We start from the raw sequence: 18,438 nt of genomic DNA, 5'->3' as shown, positions 1-18,438 counted from the left end.
TGCCTGGTTCGTTCAAGAACCGGCACGCCCGGAGGCTTTACTTCTTGGGCACTGCGGCAGTCAGGGCCACGGCAGCCTCGGGAGACAGCAGCCGGAAGGTGAAACTTTCTTGCAGGTACAGGTGCACCATGCTGTCCGTGTGGGACTGATAGCCGATCGAGATGTCCTGCCCCAGGTGCAGCGCGAAGTCTCCGCCTCGCGTGCTGAGCAGCACGCCGCCTTCGATGCCCGGCGCCCAGATGACATCGCCGTCCAGCAGCGGGCGGATGTGCTTGAGCAGGGGATACCCGTCGTCGCTGGCGCCGCTGACGGCGGCAAATGCCTTTTCGCCCAGTGCCAGGATATAGGGGCCGTTGACGCCAGCCGAGCGCAGCTGGCTGAGCGCCTGGGCCACGGCGGCAGGGTAATGTTTGATGTCTTTTGGCAGCATCACCGCCGCGCTCTCGGCGTTGGGTCGAATGCCGCGGATGCCGGCGGCGGGGTAGCCGTCGAACACGGCCCTGTCTTCGGCATAGGCGATCTTGCGTGCGGCATCTTTGAGCGCTTGCAGGTCGGGGTCGTCGGAACCGCGCTCGACTTCGTCGAGCGTCTGGCGCGACAGCTGGAATGGCACGCGCAGCTCGACCAGCGCCTGCACCTGGTGCTGCGCGGCGTGTACGCCCTCGTCGGTGGAACTGATCGTCTTCAGATGGCCGGTGCCGACCGCGGCAAGGGCCGCCCCTTGCGGATCGGTGACGTCCACGATACGGCGCGCGGCAAGATAGCGCTTGAGCGTGCGCGAGGCTTCTTCTTCGATTTGCCGCCAGGCGGCGTCCGATATCGGTGCAAGTTCACGGTGCAGGTTATTCATGCGAGGGCTCTCCTTTGAGTGAACCGATGCCCAGCGAGCCATCGGGTGCGCTGTCGCTTGGCGAAGTTTCAGCCGACGCCTGTGCCTGTGGCGCGCCAGGTTGCGTCACGGCGTCCAGGAAATCAGCCGAGGGGACGAAAAACAGCGACCCCGTGGTGGCGCGGCTGAAGTCCAGCAGGCGGTCGTAGTTGCCTGGTGGGCGGCCCACGAACATGTTTTCCAGCATCTGCTCGATGCGGCTCGGGGACTTGGCGTAGCCGATGAAATAGGTGCCGAACTCGCCCTTGCCCACATCGCCGAACGGCATGTTGCTGCGCACGATGTCCAGTTCTTCGCCGTCTTCTTCGATGACGGTCAGCGCGTTGTGGGCCCAGCTGGGTTTCACGTCGTCGGCCAGTTCGATGTTGGTCTGCTTGGTACGGCCGATGATGCGTTCCTGCATTTCTACTGGCAGCGCGTTCCAGCCAGCCAGATCGTGCAGGTACTTCTGCACGATCACGTAGCTGCCGCCGGAGAATTCGTCGTCCTCGGCGCCGATGACCGTGGCGGCGAGCGCGGCAGGGCCGTCGGGGTTTTCCGTGCCGTCCACGAAGCCGACCAGGTCGCGGGCATCGAAGTACCGGAAGCCGTGCGTCTCGTCCACGACGGTGACGGCATCCCCCAGCCGTGAGATGACCTGTGTGGCGAGCTCGAAACACAGATCCATGCGTGTGGCGCGGATATGCAGCAGGAGGTCGCCGGGCGTGGACACGGCGTGATGCACACCCTGGATTTCCTGGAACGGGTGCAAGTCTTTGGGGCGGGGCGAGCCGAACAGGCGATCCCAGGCCTCGGAACCAAAGCCCAGGATGCAAGACAAGCGGCCATCGAGGTCGCGGAACCCGACCGAGCGCACCAGGCCGGGGAGATCCGGGCACAGCGCGCGCACCGCGTCCAGGGCTTCTGGTTCGGGGCGGATGGTCAGGACGAGGAACATCGCCGCTGGCGTGAGCGGCGTATCAACGGGCTGGTGCGTCGCAGAGGACACATTGCTCTCCTTGCAGATTCGATGAACCAAGAGCGACAGTTTACCCCGTGGATGGGGAGCGTCGTCGAAGGGGGCTTGCCCTGGCGGCACCGGGCTCTTTGCCGGTGCCGCGTGTCGGTATCGTGGCGGATTTTGAGCGTGGAAAGCCTGGCTGCCCCTCGGAAATGCGGTACATTGATCCATAAATGGAGATGGCATTCTCCTCCTGACCGCCGACACAAGGTCGGCTGATGATGCCTACGAGTTCCCGGATCGGGCGCCGTAGGCTGTGCGTAGCGCGATCCGGACATGAAGACCTTTCATTGCGAGGTGATCCATGCACAACCGTTCCTGCGCCATCGCGGCGCTGGCCGCCGATGAAATTCTCGATTCGCGCGGCAATCCCGCATTGCAGGTGACTGTCACGCTCGAAGACGGCACCGAGGCTGTGGCGGGCGTGCCGTCGGGGGCTTCCACAGGCGCTTTTGAAGCCTGCGAGCTGCGCGACGGCGACAGCCTGCGGTTTTCCGGCAAAGGCGTACAGCGAGCAGCTGCGCACGTGACCGGCCCCATCCTCGATGCCCTGCGTGGCACCCGCGCCGACGCCCAGCGCCAGGTGGATCAGCAGTTGATCCAGCTCGACGCGAGCGAATCCAAGTCCCGCTTGGGTGCCAATGCGCTTCTCGGGGTTTCCCTGGCTTGCGCGCGGGCAGCCGCGGCATTTCACGGGCTGCCGCTATATCGTTATCTGGGCGGGGTCGATGCTCACGTGCTGCCCGTTCCCATGTTCAATGTGCTCAATGGCGGCAAGCACGCCGCTCATGGACCCGATTTCCAGGAATTCAAGCTGATTCCGGTGGGGGCACCCACCTTTGCGCAGGCGCTGCGCTACGGCGCCGAAATCTATCACGCCTTGCACGATCTGCTCGTATCCAAGGGCTTGTCGGCCAACGTCGGCGATGAGGGCGGTTTCGTGCCCGAGCTGCCCGACAATGAAGCGGCCATGAGCCTCCTCATGCAGGCGATCGAGCGGGCGGGTTACCGGGCGGGCGAGGATGTCTGCCTGGGGCTGGATCCCGCAGCCACGTCGTTTTTCGCGGGCGGGCGCTACTGTCTGAAGCGCGATGGCCGCACGCTGGATTCAGCGGAAATGACGGCCTATTGGGCTGATTGGGCGCGCCGCTATCCGCTGTTGTCGCTCGAAGACCCGTTGGCCGACGACGACTGGTCGGGTTTCGCCCAGCTGACGGCGCAGCTGGGTTCCAGCTTGCAGATCGTTGGCGACGATCTGTTCGTCACCAACCCGCGCTTTTTGTCCCGCGGGCTGGCCGAGCATTGCTGCAACAGCATCCTGATCAAACCGAATCAGATAGGCACGCTCACGGAAACACTGGGGACGGCCCGTCTGGCGCTGCGCGCTGGGTACACCTGCATGGTGTCGCATCGTTCTGGCGAGACGCTGGACACCAGCATCGCCGACCTGGCTGTCGCGCTGAATTGCGGGCAGATCAAATCAGGCGCTCCGGCCCGTGGAGAGCGCGTCGCCAAATACAACCGGCTGTTGGAGATTGAACGGCAGCTGGGGGCGGCGGGCGTCTACGCCGGAAAATCCGCCTTCCCGCGACTTCAATGAACGTATCCGCCAGTGCGGCGGCAGCGGAGTTCATCCAGCCCTGTTACGCGGGGCAACACACTTGACTTCAACACGGTACGTAGTATGCTCGCAGCTAAGGCGATGGAGTTCGCCGCGGCGCTGGCCGAAACCGCTGAAAAGCTGATGACTCCTGACGATGCGAACAACAAGAAGCTAAAAACCGTCAGGAAATGCCATGCAGCCGTTTGCCCGGTTTGTCATCATCAATCTGATCCAAATCGCCTTTCTGCTGGCGTTCGCGCCATTGCTCGATGGCGTTTTGGCGCGCCTGGAAGAAATCATCCAGGGCAAGCACGGGCCCAGTATTTTCCAGCCGTACTACGATTTGCGAAAGCTCTTTGGCAAGGACGAAATCGTCTCGCGCGAGAGTACCTGGGTATTCCGGTTTGCGCCGATCATCCATTTCGCGATGCCGATCTTCGTCGTGATGCTGATTCCGGCACTCACCGACTATCCTCTGTTTCTCGCCTTTGCCGGTGACATGATCGCCGTCGGGTTCCTGTTCTCGGCCAGCGGCTTTTTCGTGGCGCTTGCCGCCATGGACACGGGTAACGTCTACGGCGCGGTCGGCGCAAGTCGCACGCGCATGGTGGGCTTTCTGGCCGAGCCCGTCTACATGGTGGCATTCTTCGCGCTGTCCTTCGTGGCCAACTCCACCATTCCCTACACCGTGAACGCCAGTTGGGCGCTGTCCTGGGCCAGCATGCTGCAACCCGCGCATCTGCTGGTGTTCGTCGCCTTCCTGCTGCTGGTGCTGGCGGACGAAAAACGGCTGCCGGTCGATAACCCCGCCGGCAAGGCCGAGACGGCGATGATCGGGCATTCCAGCAGCCTGGAATATTCCGGCACCGGAGCAGCCCTCATGAAGTGGGGCAGCGCCATGAAGTTCATGGTGGTGCTGATCGTGTTCCTGAACGTCATCATCACGCCCTGGGGACTGGCGACCACGCCGCATTGGGCCGACGTGCTTCTGGCGATTCCCAAGGTGTTGGGCAAGATGCTCGTGTTCCTCGTCGTGCTGGCGGTGATCGAGACCACGCTCGCCAAGCTGCGGCTGTTTCGGATCAGTGAATTTCTGGCCTCGGCTTTCGTCATCTGCGTCTTCGCCATGGGCGTGCGCCTGGTGGGAGTGGGCTGATGGAGACGGCACTCGCTCTGAACGGCTTCATCGCGGCGCTGTTCGTCGTCTTCAGCCTGGGGGTCATCGTCCAGCGTCAGATGCTGAGCACGTTGTACCTGTTCATGCTGCATGCCGTGGCGCTGACCGCCTCGGCCATCGTCCTGGGTTTCGCCCTGGGCAGCGTACACCTGTTCTGGGTGGCGGCCATCACCTTCGTCACCAAGGTGATTGCCGTTCCCCTGGTGCTGCGCTATTCCGCCGGCGGCGAAATCTATGAGCGCCGCGAAGTGGATCAGGTGCTCACCATTCCGACCTCGGTGCTCATCGCCGCCGTGCTTGCCCTGATCGCCTGGATCGTCGCGCAGCCGCTGGCGCAGGCGATCCCGGATCGGCCCTTTGCCGCCATGAATCTGCCCACAGGGCTCATTGCCGTGTTCTTTGGCGCTTTCACCATCGCCGTGCGCCGCGAAGCGGTGGCGCAGTTGATGGGCATCCTGGTCATGGAGAGCGGGGCATTCTTCGCCTCGATCGCCATCGTCAACGAACTGTCCATCATTGCCGAAGTCGCCGCCGCCGTGGACGTGCCGATTGCCGCGCTGGTGATCGGCCTGCTGATCCGCAGCATCCACCATGTGACCGGCATGACCCGCGTGGGTCTGCTTGCCGAACTCAAGGAGTGGCGGTGATGCTCGCCTGGATCCTGCTCATCCCCGTCATTGCGGCGCTGGTGGCGCTGGCAAGTCAGCGTGCCGCGCCCTGGATCACGCTGGCGACAGCCATTGTCGTGTTTGCGCTGTCCGCAGCCGCCGCCGCGCAAACAGGGCAGGGCGCCGCGCTGCAATCCTTTGGCGGCGGCCTGTCGCTCGACGCCTTCTCGGCCGTGTATCTCGTACTGGTGGCTTTCGTCGGTGTGACCGCCGCCCTGTATTCCATCGGCTACCTGCCCGCGCATTATCCGGAACGGGAAGGCGTGGCGCCGCGCTATCGGGCATATTGGCCGCTCTACAACCTTTTCATGGCGTCCATGTTGGCGGTGCCGCTGATCGCCAATCTGGCGGTCGTCTGGATCGCCATCGAACTCACCACGGTCTTTTCGGCCTTTCTGGTGGCCTACGAAGATCGCCCCACGGCGCTCGAAGCCGCGTGGAAATACGTGGCACTCACCAGCATGGGGGCGATGATTGCGCTCTTTGGTGTGCTGGTGCTGTATTACGCCGTGCACGATGCGGGTCAGCCGGTCACCTGGCCCGGGCTCATTGCCGCAGCCCCGCGCATCAAGCCCGCGCTGCTGTCCGTGAGCTTTGCGCTCTGGCTGGTGGGGTTTGGCACCAAGGCCGGACTGGTGCCCATGCACACCTGGTTGCCCGATGCGCACAGTCAGGCGCCCGCCTCCATCTGTGGCCTGCTCTCGGGGGTGGAAGTCAGCGGTGCACTCTACATGCTGCTGCGTATTCATCCCGCGCTCATGCGCAATCCCGCAGGCCTGCATTCGCAGATCTGGTACTTGGCCGCCGGTCTGCTGAGCGTCGCGGCGGCCGCCTTTCTACTGCTGCAGGTGCACGACTTCAAGCGCCTGTTCGCTTACTCGACCATCGAACACATGGGGGTGATCCTGGTGGCCTGCGGCCTGGGTGCCAATGCGCAAGAGCTGGGCACCGTGTATCAGTTCTTTGCCCATGCCTTCACCAAGTCGTTCTGCTTTTATGTAGCGGGGCTTGCGACCATCGTTTGTGGCACGCAGGAGATTGCCGCCGTGCGAGGTCTGATGCACCGTGCTCCGCTGCTTGGTTGGGGCCTGCTGCTGGGCGGCCTGGCCATCGCCGGTGCGCCGCCCTTTGCGTTGTTCGTGTCTGAATTCCAGATTATTGCCACGGGTTTTGCCGCTGGCGAATATGCGGCCACCGCGCTATTGACGGCGCTGCTGGTGCTGGCTTTCGTGGCAATTTTGTACCAGATCGGTCGCATCGTCTTTGGCGGATCGGTTGCAGCCAAGGCGCACGCGGCATTGCCCGCGACCAGCCTGGCGGCCGTGGTTCTCGCCTTCGTGCCGATGTTCATCTTCGGTTTTTATGTGCCCCCGCCGCTGCTGGCGCTGTTGCGGCAGGCGGCGGCGCTGCTGGGAGGTGCGGGATGAGTGTGCATCGGCAATGGCTGGCCAGACTGTGTGCACAGCTGCCCAAAGCAGGCGTCCAGGACGTGGGCCCCTGGGTTGAACTGCGCCCGCCGCTGGCGGCCTTGCGGACGGTCGCGGCGGCTTTGGTCACGACCTTCGGTTGCGAGTTTGCCACGCTGGTGACGGAAGCCTGTGATGCCGACGATGCGTACGTGTTGCGCTACTTCTTCTACCAGCCGCAAGAGAGCGTTTTGGTTGCGATCCGCCTGGCGGCGACAGGCGAGACCCCGTTGCCCGCGATCGGTTCGCAGGTGCACGCCGCCGCGTGGCATGAGCGGGAGACCGAGGACTTGTTTGGCATCCCGTTTGCGGGCCACCCTTTTCTGGGCGACTACGTTTTGCATGATGCGCTCTGGCCCGAGCACCTGGCGCCCATGCGCCACGGCTTCGATGCGCGCCAGCGCGTGGCGGGATCGGGCGTCGGTGCGGCATGGCAGCCGCGGCGCATTTTGCAGCAGGAGGGCGCCATCACTTTTCCGGTAGGCCCGATCTGGGCGGATGACAACGAAGCCGGGCTGTGGCTGCTGGAGACGCCTGGCGAACAGATCCTCGGTGGTCTGACCCGCCTGTTCTACAAGTACCGCGCCGTGGAGAAAATTGCCGAAGGCCTGGCGCCAGGGCGCGCGCTGCTGCTGGCCGAGCGCTTCAGCGGCAGCGCGGCGTTCGCGCATGCATATGCTTTTTGCCGTGCGCTGGAGGCCGTGGCGCGCTGTCAGGTGCCGCCGCGCGCTCACGTGCTGCGCGCGGTGTTCGCCGAGCTGGAGCGCATTCGCTACCACGCGGCCACGATCGCGGAGCTCGCAGGCTCCACCTCCCTGGCGGTGGGCAAGTCCATGTCGCAGGAACTCGAAGAACGGCTTTTGCGCCTGTCCGCGCAGGTGTGCGGACACCGCTACCTGTTCGGGCTCTGCGTCCCGGGCGGGCTGGCGCTGTCTCCGGGTGCCGATGCGTTGGCCGTCCTGCGGGCGGGCATCGCCGACGCAGCGGACGAGTTCGCTCGCCTGGAGCGCCTGTTTGTGCGCACGTCCAGCTACCTGGATCGTATCGAGGAGATGGGTGTCCTGCGTCCGGACGTGGCCGACCTGTACGGGGTGGTTGGCCCGGTCGCGCGTGCTTCGGGACGCACGGTGGATCTGCGCCGGGCCCTGCCGTACGGCGTGTATGCGACACGCGTGCCTGAAATTGCGTGCGAGACGGAGGGCGATGGTTACGCCCGCTTGCGCGTGTATTTTGCCGAAGTCCGCGCCAGCGTGGCGTTGATTCAGACCTTGCTTGCGCAGCTGCCCCAGGGGGCCGTGAGCACCAAGTGCCGACCAGCCGCTGGGGCGGCGATGGGCTGGGTCGAGGCCCCGGCGGGCGGCACCTTCCATTGGTTGCGCGTGGACGAAGACGGCTTGATCCGCCGTTGGCGCATTGCGCCGCCCGGGTTCCGTAATTGGCATGCGTTTCATCGCGCACTGGAGGGGGCCGCCTTTCAAGATTTTCATATCATCATGGCAAGCTTTGGCTTGTCGGTCGCGGAGAGTGATCGCTGATGGCCAATTGGACTTTGATCAGCCTCGCGCGCGGCATGCGCACGCTGCGCTGGCCGCGCGAAGATGATCTGCCGCCCGGAGCAATACCGGCGCGTCTTCACGGCCTGGCTGCCGAGCCGCTGGCGGACGGAGGCGGTGCGCCCTGGGTGCTGCGCACGGCAGACTCGCGCGGCCCGCTACCGTCCCGGTTTCGTCATTCGGTGCACGTGCGCTTCGTGGATGCGGGCGCCGACAGCGCCCTCATCAGCGAGGTACGGCTGATCGATGCACCCCCCTACAACCTGCACCGCTTCGGCATTTTCATCACGGCAAGCCCGCGCGATGCCGACGTGCTGCTGGTGGGCGGCCCCGTCACCGAGGCCATGCGCGGGCCGCTGCTGAAAGCCTACGAGGCCATGCCGGAGCCCAAGCGGGTCGTGGCGATCGGCGATGAGGCGATCGACGGCGGGGTCTTTGGCCAGAGTTTCACCAGTGCGGGCGGCGTGGGAGCCGTCATCCCCGTGGACTTCGTCGTGCTGGGCTGCCCGCCGCCGCCCGCCGCCATCATCCAGGGCTTGCGGGCTGCCGCGGGGCAATGTGCGGTGCTGGAAATCGCAACACGCCGGGCCCCCGCGCCCGTCGCGGCGGCCAGCGGGGCCATGGCCCCTGAAGGCCCGGTGCGGTCTGCCCGTCCCGACAAAGATGGAGACAAACCATGAACGTGCTCGCCTGGGCCTACCTTGCCTTGCTCTTCACGCTGCTGGCGCTGGCCGTGTCCAGCCGCAAAGGCCAGCGGGCCGGCTTTCTTGCCGGCCTTTGGGTGGCGTGCGGCTTGGTGGCCATCGCCGCCGGGCGGGTACTGGTCACCGGCACGGTTGCGTCGGCGGGGGCCGCCCACCTGGCCATCCTGCCGGGCTTCAGCTTTACGCTTGACCCATTGCGGGCCTTCTTTCTGATCGTTGCGGCAAGCGTGTCTGCTTTGTCGGCGGCCCTGGTTGCGCGGGATTCACAGCGCTTCGCGCAGGCGCGCGCCCGCCTGATGCTCGCCTTCACCACGCTGCTGTTCGCAGGGATGATCACGGTGCTCATCGCAGCGGGTCTCACGAGCCTCATTTTCGCTTGGGAGATCATGTCGCTGGCGCTGGTGGCCCTGGTCTTTCTGGGGGGGGATTCCGCGCCTGTCGTGCGCGCCGGGTTTCTCACCCTGGCCTTATCCGAGGCCGGCGCTTTGGCGGCACTGACCGGCCTGTTGCTGCTTGGACACGCGGCAGGCTCGTGGTCGCTTGCCGATATCGCGCGGGCCGCGGCGCATATGCCGCCCGCCGTTGCCTGGGCCGGATTTCTGCTCACTTTTTTCGGCTTTGGCGTGAAGACCGGTATTCTGCCCGTCAACATCTGGATGGGAGACGGCTACATTGCCGCTCCGCGCGGCGTGCTGCCCATCTTTTCGGGCGCGACGCTGAACCTTGGCGTGTTCACGCTCTGGGTGATCGATGGTCCGATTGCCATGCATCAGCCGACCATCGCGCTCGTGATGCTCGTCACCGGGGCGCTGACGGCGATCCTGGGCATCATCTATGCGCTGGCCAGCCATAGCCTGATCCGGCTGCTGACACAAAGCTCGATCGAGAATCTGGGTATCATCGTTGCCGCCTCGGGAGCGGGATTCGCCTTTTGCGCCTTGGGGCATCCCGTGTTGGGCAGCCTGTCGCTGGTCGCGGGCCTCTACCACATGCTCAATCACTCCGCCTGCAAGACGCTGTTGTTCCTGGGGGCGGCAGCCATCGGCGAAGCCGCGAACACGGACGATCTCGATCGCCTGGGGGGCCTGATGCGCCGGGTGCCGCTCTTCGGGACGCTGTTTCTGTTCGGTGCGTTTGCCATCGCCGCGCTGCCGCCCTTCAACAGTTTCGTGAGCGAGTGGCTGATTTTGCAGTCCTTGCTGCGCGTGGTCGAACTGAGCCCGGTTCCCGTGCGTATCGTCTTTGCGCTGTCCGGGGCGCTGCTGGCGCTGACGGCGGGTCTGGCGGTGACTTGCTTTGTCATGTTGTCGGCCTCGGCGCTGCTGGGGCTGCCGCGCTCCAACGCGGCGGCGCATGTGCGGCGCATGCCTGGCAGCGCCACATTTCCGATGGGTGTGTTGCTGGCCATCTGCCTGGCGCTGGGCGTACTGGCAACGGGTGTGATTCCGTTGCTGGGCCGACTGACCGGTTTTCTGACCGGAACCGATCCCACGGCCTCTCTGGTGCCTGCGTTCCTGGGGCAGGTGCAGGGCCTGGGCGCGGGGCTCGTGGACGATCTTGCCGCGATTGGGGCACGGCTTGGGCGCGGGCTGGTGCCGCTGCGTGGCCTCGTCATTCTGCATTCTGGTGGTGCCGCAACCCCGGTGATCTATGCCATGTCAACGGCGTTCATATTCGTCGTGCTGGCTCTCCTGTTGTTTCTGACGTGGCTGCTGGCACGCAAGCTGCGCGACCATCACCGCATCACGCGGCGCACTGTGTGGGATGCGGGCCTGGTGCGGCTGCAGCCCGAGATGACTTACACGGCCACGGCCTTCGCGGCGCCCGTGCGTGTGATTTTCGACAAGATCCTGCGTCCGGTCGTCGCTGAGCATGTCGAGCGCCAGGGCGCCTTCATCACGGCGCGGCATCGGGAAGATGACTTGGTGCACATCGTGGATCGCCTGACACTGCGTCCGCTGACAAGGGCGGGCACCTGGGTCGCCACGCAGCTTGCGCGCATGCACCATGGGCCGGTCACGCTGTATGCGGGCTACATCCTGGTGGTGCTGACGGCAGTGTTGCTGGCGGCTGCCGCCAGCCTGGATTGACCATGCAACGCCGCCTTTCGCGCGTCACGGATTCGGGTTCTTCGACCCTGGTTTTTCGGGCCTCCAGGCCCTCCAATCCCCCCTGTGTTTCAATTTCAATATCAGGAGTTTTCACCCATGAGCTATCAGGACATCCCCGCCGGCGATGACGTCCCCGATCACATCAACGTCTACATCGAGATACCGGCCCATGGACTGCCCATCAAGTACGAGCTGAATAAAACCAGCGGCACGATTTTCGTGGATCGGTTCCTGAGCACGTCCATGGCCTACCCGGCCAACTACGGCTTCATTCCAAATACCCTGAGCGAGGATGGCGACCCGTTGGATGCCCTGGTGATCAGCCCCTATCCCGTGGCGCCCGGCGTCACCATTCCCAGCCGTACGATTGGTGTGATGCAGATGAGCGACGAGCACGGGCCCGACGCAAAGATCATTGCCGTGCCTGACGACACGGTCAGCCCGCTGTATCGCAGCGTGGGGTCTTGCGACGACTTGCCACGGGCCTTGCTGGACGAAATCAGCCATTTCTTCGCCAACTACAAGACGTTGGAGCCTGGCAAGTGGGTGAAGGTCGAGCGCTGGGGAACCCTGGAAGAAGCCAGGGCGGAAATCCTCAAATCCATCAATGCCCACACGAAGGCTCATGCGGGCTGATGGACGGGCCTGACAAGACTTGTCGGACTATCCGCCCGCGCCGCTGCGCAGCCAGCGCAAGTACGCCTGGCGGGTCTCGTCCGATACGGAGTCCAGCACTTTCTGGCGCGTGACCTGGTGGCGTACCGAGAGCCGGACGTCGGCCACACTGCGCGATTTGCAGTACCAGTGGCAGCTGTGCTGCATCAGGTACAGCTCGGCCGAGAGGTGATAGGCGCGCTCTTTCGGGCCCCAGCGGTCTGCGTTGTCCACGACGCGGCGCAGGCCCTGGGCATGGATGTCCAGCAGCGCGCGGAAGTCGCGTGTCGAGGTCGGCAGAAAGCGTTCCAGGTAAGGCACGCAAAAGGGCAGGATGCCCATGCGCGTGGCCTGTTCGTCTTCTGTGCGCATGGCCTCGGCCAGCGTCCGCAGCTGCGCCGCCACGGTGCGCTCGGTCTGGCTGAAGCCGTCCAGTATCTGCAGCTGGCGGCTGGTATCTTTTTCGTGGATGGCGCGGGTGTAGCCCTGCGTCAGGGTTTCCATGTGGCGCTCGATCTGCAGGCGGGCCAGATGGCGCCCCAGCAGGGCGATGTGGCCGCGCTGGTACTGCAGGCACAGCAGCCGCCATGCCACCACGATGGCGAGCAGGGTCAGTACGATGTCCATCGCGTTCGCAGCGTCCCGATCTTGAACAGAAAGCTGGCATTGTAGAGGAGCCGACGCGGGCGCGGCGCCTTGCCCCTGCGGCCCATGGGCGCTTGACCTGCGCCTGGCATGTCGGCGCGGTGTGCGCCCTGGTTCATGCTGGCCGAGGCGCGCAGTATGCTTACGCCTTTGTGGATCACGCCCCCTTTCGACGCTATGACGCCTCTCGCCTTTGCCCGGCAGCCGCTGCAGGGCTGCAACACGCTGGGTCTGCCTGCCTGGGCCCAGGTCGCCGTGCTGGCGGATGAGGCGCACCTCCCCGAGGTGTGCCGCTGGTATCGGGCACAGCCGGAAGACGGCGCGCCGCTGTTCGTGCTGGGGGGCGGCAGCAACGTCGTGGTGCAGCCGCAGCCGCGGCATCGGGTTTTGCGCGTGGCCTTGCGCGGCATCCGCCTGTGGCGCGAGACGGCGACGCACTGGTTCGTCGAGGCCGCGGCGGGCGAGCCCTGGCATGGTTTCGTGACGCATTGCCTGGCGCAGGGCTGGCCAGGGCTGGAAAACCTGGCGCTCATTCCGGGCACGGTGGGCGCGGCCCCGGTACAGAACATCGGCGCCTATGGGCTGGAAGTGGGCGAGCGGCTGCATTCGGTGCTGGCCTGGGATTTGCTGGCCGGACGCGAGCAAGCGCTGTCGGCTGCCGACTGCGCGTTTGCCTATCGGGACAGCGTGTTCAAGCGGGCCGGGGCAGGGCGCTGGCTGATCGTGCGCGTGCGCTTTGTCCTGCCCAAGGCCTGGCAGCCTCGACTGGATTATCCAGATGTCCGCGACCATCCCGCGCTGCGGGTGGCGCCGGGTCAAGGGATGGCGCCAGATGTACTGCGGCAGGCCGCGCAGGAGCTGGCGCGGTCGCAGGCGAGTCTCGCCAAGGCCCGTCAGATCTATGAGGCGGTTTGCGACATCCGGCGCCGCAAGTTGCCCGATCCAGCCGTGCTGGGCAATGCCGGCAGTTTCTTCAAGAACCCCGTGGTGCCCGCCGCGCAGGCGCAGCAGCTACGGCAGCGGTTTCCTGAATTGCGCACCTATCCGCAGCCGGATGGCCGGGTGAAGCTGGCGGCGGGCTGGCTGATCGAACAGGCGGGCTGGAAGGGGCGCCGCCTGGGGCCGGTGGGCATGCACGAGCGGCAGGCGCTGGTGCTGGTCAATCATGGCGGTGCGCAAGCCAGCGACGTGCTGGCCCTGGCGCAGGCCGTGCGCGGCGCCGTGCGCGAGCGCTTTGGCGTCGCACTCGAGCAAGAGCCCGTCATTCTGGATTAGGTTCGTTTCGCCTGCCCGTTTAGCTGGCCAGCACGTCCTGCATGTCGAACAGGCCGAACTCGCGGCGTGCCAGGTAGCGGGCGGCGCGCAGGCTGCCTTGCGCGTAGGTGGCGCGGCTGCTGGAGCGGTGGGTGATTTCGATGCGCTCGCCGGTGCCGCAGAAGTACACCGTGTGGTCGCCCACGATGTCGCCCCCGCGCAGCACTGAAAAGCCGATGTGGCCGGTTTCGCGCGCCCCGGTATGGCCGTGGCGCGCCCAGTCGGCCACGTCGTCGAGCTGCACGCCCCAGGCGTGCGCCACGGCTTCACCCATGGCCAGCGCCGTGCCCGAGGGGGCGTCCACCTTGTTGCGGTGGTGTGCTTCGAAGACTTCGACGTCGTAGCCGCTGTTGAGCAGGCGCGCGGCCATGTCCAGCAGCTTGATGGTGGCGTTGACGCCCACGCTCATGTTGGGCGCGAAGACGATGGCCGTTTTCTGGGCCGCCGCGCGGATGGCCTGCTTGCCCTGGGCGTCGAAGCCCGTGGTGCCGATGACGCATTTGACGCCGTGGGCGGCGCAGACTTCGAGATGGGCCAGCGTGCCTTCGGGGCGGGTGAAGTCGATGAGGCAGTCGGTGTCGGCCAGCACCTGCAGCTGGTCGGTGATGAGTACGCCCGTGCGGGTGCCCAGAAACGCGCCCGCGTCTTCACCCAGGGCGCTGCTGCCCACGCGGTCGAGCGCGGCCGCCAGCGTGAGGTCTTCGGTGTCGAGGACGGCCTGGATCAGCATGCGCCCCATGCGGCCCGAGGCTCCGGCAATGGCAATGCGCATGATCACTGGCCCTTCTTGGTGTTGCCGACGCCCGTTTCGATGGTGGCCTGGGGCGTATCGGTGGAGATGCTGGCATTGGGCGCCGCCGCGTCGTTGGTGCCGGGGGAAGCGGCCTGCTGGGCGGCATCGTCGGCGCGTGCCTTGTCGGCGGACTGAACCGCTTCTTTACCGGAATCGTTCTTCTGGAAGGGTTGGCGATCGGGTTGTTCGTCACCCGACCAGCGCGTCAGGCGGTCGTTCTCGAACCAGACGGTGAATTTGCGCAGTTCGTCCTTGCCGTAGCCCGGCTGGTTGTAATAGGGGTAGTCCCAGCGCTCGGCGTGGAAGATGTCTTCGAGCGTCGGCGTGCCCAGAATGAAGCGCACCTGGTCGCGCGTCATGCCGACTTCGAGCTGGGCCACCTGTTCGGAGGTGATCCAGTTGCCCTGCTGGACGGTGGCTCGATAGGGAAAGCCCCAATTGTTCGAGCCGCAGCCTGCCAGGCCGATAGTCAGCAGACTTGCCGCCAGACAGATGCCCGCGGTGCGGGAAAATTGACTCGCTCGGATACGCACACATGCCCCCGTGATCGATGACCGGCCCCGGATTGTGGCCGTCAAAACCGCTATCATAAAGGGAATTCGGATTTGCGCATGTGCAGGGCGGGGGCCAATGCCTGTCAAGCTCGCTTGCATTCCTCCGCCCGACCCAGGATACTTGAACCATGAATGATCAAATCGAGCTCAAAAACATGGGGCTGAAGGCGACGTTTCCGCGCCTGAAGATTCTTGATGTGTTTCGCAAGGCCGAAACCCGCCACCACAGTGCCGAAGACGTCTATCGTGCTCTCATCGCCGAAGACGTCGATATCGGTCTGGCCACGGTCTACCGGGTACTGACCCAGTTCGAGCAGGCCGGCATCTTGCTGCGCAGCCAGTTCGACGGCGGCAAGTCGGTCTTCGAACTCAACGACGGCGATCACCACGATCACCTCATCTGCACCAACTGCGGCCGGGTGGTCGAATTCTCCGACCCCGAAATCGAAAAGCGCCAGCACCGCATCGCCAAGGAAAACGGCTTCACCCTCGAAAGCCATCACATGATGCTCTACGGCGTGTGCCCCAAGTGCCACGAGGCCAAGAAGGCCTGACGCCGCCCGCCCGTCACCCTTTTGTCCGGGACAAGGCCCGCACGCGGGCCTTCTTCTTTACAGGGACGGGGGCGCGGGAAACCCGCGGCTTCAGCGGCTCGACAGGCGCAGCATCTCGCGTGCGTGGTCGCGCGTGGCGTCGGTGATTTTCAGGCCGCCCAGCATGCGGGCGATTTCCTGTACGCGCGCGTCCGCGTCCAGCGCCTGGATGGAGGACAGCGTTTTATGGGCGCGGGTTTTCTTGCTGACCTGAAAATGATGCCCGGCGCAGGAAGCCACCTGGGGCAGGTGCGTGACGCACAGCACCTGGTGGCGCTGACCCAGCTGGGCCAGCAGGTGGCCCACCACTTCGGCCACGCCGCCGCCGATGCCGCTGTCCACTTCGTCGAAGATGAGCGTCGGCACGCGCGCCGCCTGGCTGGCGATGACCGACAGGGCCAGTGAAATGCGCGCGAGTTCGCCGCCCGAGGCCACCTTGCTGAGCGGACGCGCGGGCACGCCGGCGTGCCCGGCCACCAGGAATTCGACGGTCTCCAGCCCGTGCGCGCCCGGCTTGCAGGCCGCCAGCTGAACCTGGAATGTGCCGCCTTCCATGGACAGGGTCTGCATGGCCGCCGTCACCTGCTCGGACAGACGCCGGGCCGTGGTCTGGCGCCGGGCGCTGAGCGCCTGCGCGGCGGCCTGGTAGCGCGCCTCGGCCTGGGCGCAGGCCTGGGCCAGGGCGTCGATGTCGTGCTGCGCCGCGCTGTGCCGCAGTTGCGCCGCCAGCTGCCGGTGCAGCTCGGCCAGCGTTTCGGGTTCGACCTGGAAGCGGCGCGCGGCGGCGAACATCTCGCTCATGCGGGCGTCGGCCTGGGCCAGGGCGTCGGGGTCGAGTTCGAGGCGGTCGGCGTAGGCGTTGAGCCCTGAGACGGTTTCAGCGCACAGGATGCGGGCCGATTCGAGCGCCTGGCAGTGTTCTTCGAGGCGCGGGTCGTGGCGCACCAGTGCCTGCAAGGCCTGTAAGGCCGCCTGCAGCGCCTGGCTTGCCGAGCCGGATTCGCCGTCCAGGGCCTCGGCGGCCTGGCTGGCGCCGGCCAGCAGCGCCTGGGCGTGCGCCAGGCGCGACTGCCGCGCGCACAGCGTGGGCCATTCGTCGGGATCTGGCGCCAGTGCGTCGAGGAAGGCGACGTCGTCCTGCAGTTTTTCGAGCGCCGCCGCCTGGCCCGCTGCGTCGCGACGGGCGGATTCCAGCGTGGCGAGCGCCGCGCGCCAGGCATCCCAGGCGGCTTGCAGGGCGAGCGCGTCCTGGCCGTGGCCCCCCTGGGTGTCGAGGATGTCGCGCTGGCTGGCGCTGGCCAGCAGGCTTTGGTGCGCGTGCTGGCCGTGGATGTCGATCAGCAGGGCGCCCAGGTCGCGCAGCTGGGTGAGCGTGGCGGGCAGGCCGTTGATGTAGGCCTTGCCGCGGCCCTGGGCGTCGATGACGCGGCGCAAGATGAGTTCGGTGCCCTCGATGGCCTGTTCGGCCAGCCAGCGGGCGGCGGCGGGGGGCGTGTCAAAGACCGCGCTGATGTCGGCGCGGGCGGCGCCCTCGCGCACCAGGCTGGCATCGCCGCGCCCCCCCAGCGTCAGGGAGAGCGCGTCGATCAGGATCGACTTGCCGGCTCCGGTTTCGCCGGAAAAGACGGTGAAGCCCGGCTCGAAGGCGATTTCCGCCTGATCGACGATGACGAAATCGAGAATGTGCAGGGTGCGCAGCATGGGCCTTATCGGGAGTTGTCGTCGGGGTCGTCCCAGGGGTGCAGCATGCGGTTCCAGTTGAGCTTGCTGCGCAGGGTGGAGAAGTAGCTGTAGCCTTGCGAATGCAGGAAGCGCACCCGGTGCGGGCTGCGGCGCACGTCGATGCGGTCGCCTTCCTGGCAGTTGGAAAGCGTCTGCATGTCGAAGTGCACACTGGCCCCGGATTCGACCCGCCCCAGCGCCCGGATGGTGATGTTGAGGATGGAGTCTTCGGGCAGGGTAATGGGGCGGTTGGACAGCGTCTGCGGTGCCACGGGCACCAGCACCAGGGCATTGACCTGCGGATGCAGGATAGGCCCGCCCGCCGAGAGCGCGTAGGCGGTGGAGCCGGTGGGGGTGGCGATGATGAGGCCGTCGGCGCGCTGGCTGTGCATGAAGTTGCCGTTGCATTCGACGCGCAGTTCGATCATGCCGCCGCGCCCGGCGCGGTTGATGATGACGTCGTTGAGCGCCAGGCCCGAGACCATCTGCTGGTCGCCGCGCATGACGCGGCCTTCGAGCAGGATGCGTTCGTCTTGCACGTAGGCGCCGTTGAGGATGCCGGTGATGGCTTCGTCGGCGCTGCCCAGCGGGATGTCGGTGATGAAGCCCAGGCGTCCGTGGTTGATGCCGATCAGCGGCACGTCGAAGGTGGCCAGCTGGCGGGCGGCGGCCAGCATGGTGCCGTCGCCCCCCATGATGATGGCAAGATCGGCGCGCGCGCCGATCTCGGCGAATGATGCCGGGGTGAAGTGCGTGACGCCGGTGTTTTGCGCGGTTTCTGCTTCGATCAGCACCGTGCAGCCGGTGTCTTGCAGGACGGCCCCCAGCCTTCGCAGGGGCGCATCCAGCCCGCTATCCTGGTAGCGGCCGACCAGAGCCACGGTGTTGAAGTGCATGGAAGCCTGTCCCTCGTGCGATTAATGGAATAATAAGGAGTATCCGATTATAGGGGGATGAAGGCGTGCCTGCGGTTGGTGGCGTGTCGCGCTTGT

At 65.7% G+C, this 18,438-nt stretch carries 17 protein-coding genes and 2 riboswitches; of the genes, 10 read left to right on the top strand and 7 right to left on the bottom strand.

Annotated features, from left to right (window positions below; genetic code table 11):
• Positions 1 to 37: 37 nt before the first annotated feature.
• Positions 38 to 850: a family 1 encapsulin nanocompartment shell protein gene (locus tag CCA01S_RS05555; protein ID WP_066455259.1), complete on the bottom strand. Its 813-nt coding sequence runs from the start codon at positions 848 to 850 to the stop codon at positions 38 to 40.
• On the bottom strand, positions 843 to 1,877 hold the full coding sequence (locus CCA01S_RS05550) for a Dyp-type peroxidase (RefSeq protein ID WP_084386522.1): 1,035 nt from the start codon (positions 1,875 to 1,877) through the stop codon (positions 843 to 845). Before CCA01S_RS05550 ends, CCA01S_RS05555 begins: the two co-directional genes overlap by 8 nt.
• Before the next feature lie 178 nt (positions 1,878 to 2,055).
• Positions 2,056 to 2,124, top strand: a riboswitch (Fluoride riboswitch).
• Positions 2,125 to 2,193: 69 nt separating this feature from the next.
• Here CCA01S_RS05550 and eno point away from each other — a divergent pair.
• The 8 genes from eno to ppa all read left to right on the top strand — a co-directional run bounded on the left by eno (position 2,194) and on the right by ppa (position 11,807).
• Positions 2,194 to 3,489, top strand: coding sequence for a phosphopyruvate hydratase (eno, locus tag CCA01S_RS05545; RefSeq protein ID WP_066455252.1), 1,296 nt, complete (start codon positions 2,194 to 2,196; stop codon positions 3,487 to 3,489).
• An 89-nt stretch (positions 3,490 to 3,578) separates the two neighbouring features.
• A riboswitch (Fluoride riboswitch) is annotated at positions 3,579 to 3,650 on the top strand.
• Positions 3,651 to 3,685: 35 nt separating this feature from the next.
• A complete protein-coding gene (locus CCA01S_RS05540; protein ID WP_066455246.1) occupies positions 3,686 to 4,648 on the top strand; it encodes a respiratory chain complex I subunit 1 family protein in 963 nt (320 codons plus the stop codon).
• Positions 4,648 to 5,316, top strand: coding sequence for a hypothetical protein (locus tag CCA01S_RS05535; RefSeq protein ID WP_066455244.1), 669 nt, complete (start codon positions 4,648 to 4,650; stop codon positions 5,314 to 5,316). Before CCA01S_RS05540 ends, CCA01S_RS05535 begins: the two co-directional genes overlap by 1 nt.
• Entirely contained in the window at positions 5,316 to 6,764 is a 1,449-nt protein-coding gene (locus CCA01S_RS05530; protein WP_066455241.1) for a proton-conducting transporter transmembrane domain-containing protein, read from the top strand. The genes CCA01S_RS05535 and CCA01S_RS05530 overlap by 1 nt, the downstream gene beginning before the upstream one ends.
• Positions 6,761 to 8,338: a hydrogenase large subunit gene (locus CCA01S_RS05525; RefSeq protein ID WP_084386520.1), complete on the top strand. Its 1,578-nt coding sequence runs from the start codon at positions 6,761 to 6,763 to the stop codon at positions 8,336 to 8,338. The genes CCA01S_RS05530 and CCA01S_RS05525 overlap by 4 nt, the downstream gene beginning before the upstream one ends.
• Entirely contained in the window at positions 8,338 to 9,036 is a 699-nt protein-coding gene (locus tag CCA01S_RS05520; protein ID WP_066455235.1) for an NADH-quinone oxidoreductase subunit B family protein, read from the top strand. The genes CCA01S_RS05525 and CCA01S_RS05520 overlap by 1 nt, the downstream gene beginning before the upstream one ends.
• Positions 9,033 to 11,150, top strand: coding sequence for a proton-conducting transporter transmembrane domain-containing protein (locus tag CCA01S_RS05515; protein ID WP_066455233.1), 2,118 nt, complete (start codon positions 9,033 to 9,035; stop codon positions 11,148 to 11,150). Before CCA01S_RS05520 ends, CCA01S_RS05515 begins: the two co-directional genes overlap by 4 nt.
• Positions 11,151 to 11,267: 117 nt before the next feature.
• A complete protein-coding gene (gene ppa, locus CCA01S_RS05510; protein ID WP_066455232.1) occupies positions 11,268 to 11,807 on the top strand; it encodes an inorganic diphosphatase in 540 nt (179 codons plus the stop codon).
• Positions 11,808 to 11,834: 27 nt separating this feature from the next.
• On the opposite strand, the gene CCA01S_RS05505 is transcribed toward ppa, so the two are convergent.
• A complete protein-coding gene (locus CCA01S_RS05505) occupies positions 11,835 to 12,452 on the bottom strand; it encodes a hypothetical protein (protein WP_066455225.1) in 618 nt (205 codons plus the stop codon).
• 156 nt (positions 12,453 to 12,608) lie between these two features.
• Here CCA01S_RS05505 and murB point away from each other — a divergent pair, with 156 nt between their 5' ends.
• Positions 12,609 to 13,745 (top strand): UDP-N-acetylmuramate dehydrogenase, encoded by a 1,137-nt coding sequence (gene murB, locus CCA01S_RS05500; RefSeq protein WP_066455540.1) that lies wholly within the window; start codon positions 12,609 to 12,611, stop codon positions 13,743 to 13,745.
• A 19-nt stretch (positions 13,746 to 13,764) separates the two neighbouring features.
• On the opposite strand, the gene dapB is transcribed toward murB, so the two are convergent.
• Both dapB and CCA01S_RS05490 read right to left on the bottom strand, forming a co-directional pair.
• Positions 13,765 to 14,556: a 4-hydroxy-tetrahydrodipicolinate reductase gene (gene dapB / locus CCA01S_RS05495; RefSeq protein ID WP_066455538.1), complete on the bottom strand. Its 792-nt coding sequence runs from the start codon at positions 14,554 to 14,556 to the stop codon at positions 13,765 to 13,767.
• 2 nt (positions 14,557 to 14,558) lie between these two features.
• On the bottom strand, positions 14,559 to 15,104 hold the full coding sequence (locus CCA01S_RS05490) for an outer membrane protein assembly factor BamE (protein WP_066455536.1): 546 nt from the start codon (positions 15,102 to 15,104) through the stop codon (positions 14,559 to 14,561).
• A 155-nt stretch (positions 15,105 to 15,259) separates the two neighbouring features.
• Here CCA01S_RS05490 and fur point away from each other — a divergent pair, with 155 nt between their 5' ends.
• Positions 15,260 to 15,685, top strand: a complete 426-nt coding sequence (gene fur, locus CCA01S_RS05485; RefSeq protein WP_066455222.1) for a ferric iron uptake transcriptional regulator — start codon at positions 15,260 to 15,262, stop codon at positions 15,683 to 15,685.
• Between the two features lie 90 nt (positions 15,686 to 15,775).
• Here fur and recN read toward each other — a convergent pair whose 3' ends face one another.
• A complete protein-coding gene (gene recN, locus CCA01S_RS05480) occupies positions 15,776 to 17,425 on the bottom strand; it encodes a DNA repair protein RecN (RefSeq protein WP_066455219.1) in 1,650 nt (549 codons plus the stop codon).
• Between the two features lie 5 nt (positions 17,426 to 17,430).
• Positions 17,431 to 18,342: an NAD kinase gene (locus tag CCA01S_RS05475; protein ID WP_066455217.1), complete on the bottom strand. Its 912-nt coding sequence runs from the start codon at positions 18,340 to 18,342 to the stop codon at positions 17,431 to 17,433.
• Between the last annotated feature and the right edge of the window lie 96 nt (positions 18,343 to 18,438).

This window comes from Castellaniella caeni NBRC 101664 (assembly GCF_001592225.1).
Lineage (GTDB): Bacteria > Pseudomonadota > Gammaproteobacteria > Burkholderiales > Burkholderiaceae_B > Castellaniella > Castellaniella caeni.
This window is presented reverse-complemented; position numbering and strand designations above follow the sequence as displayed.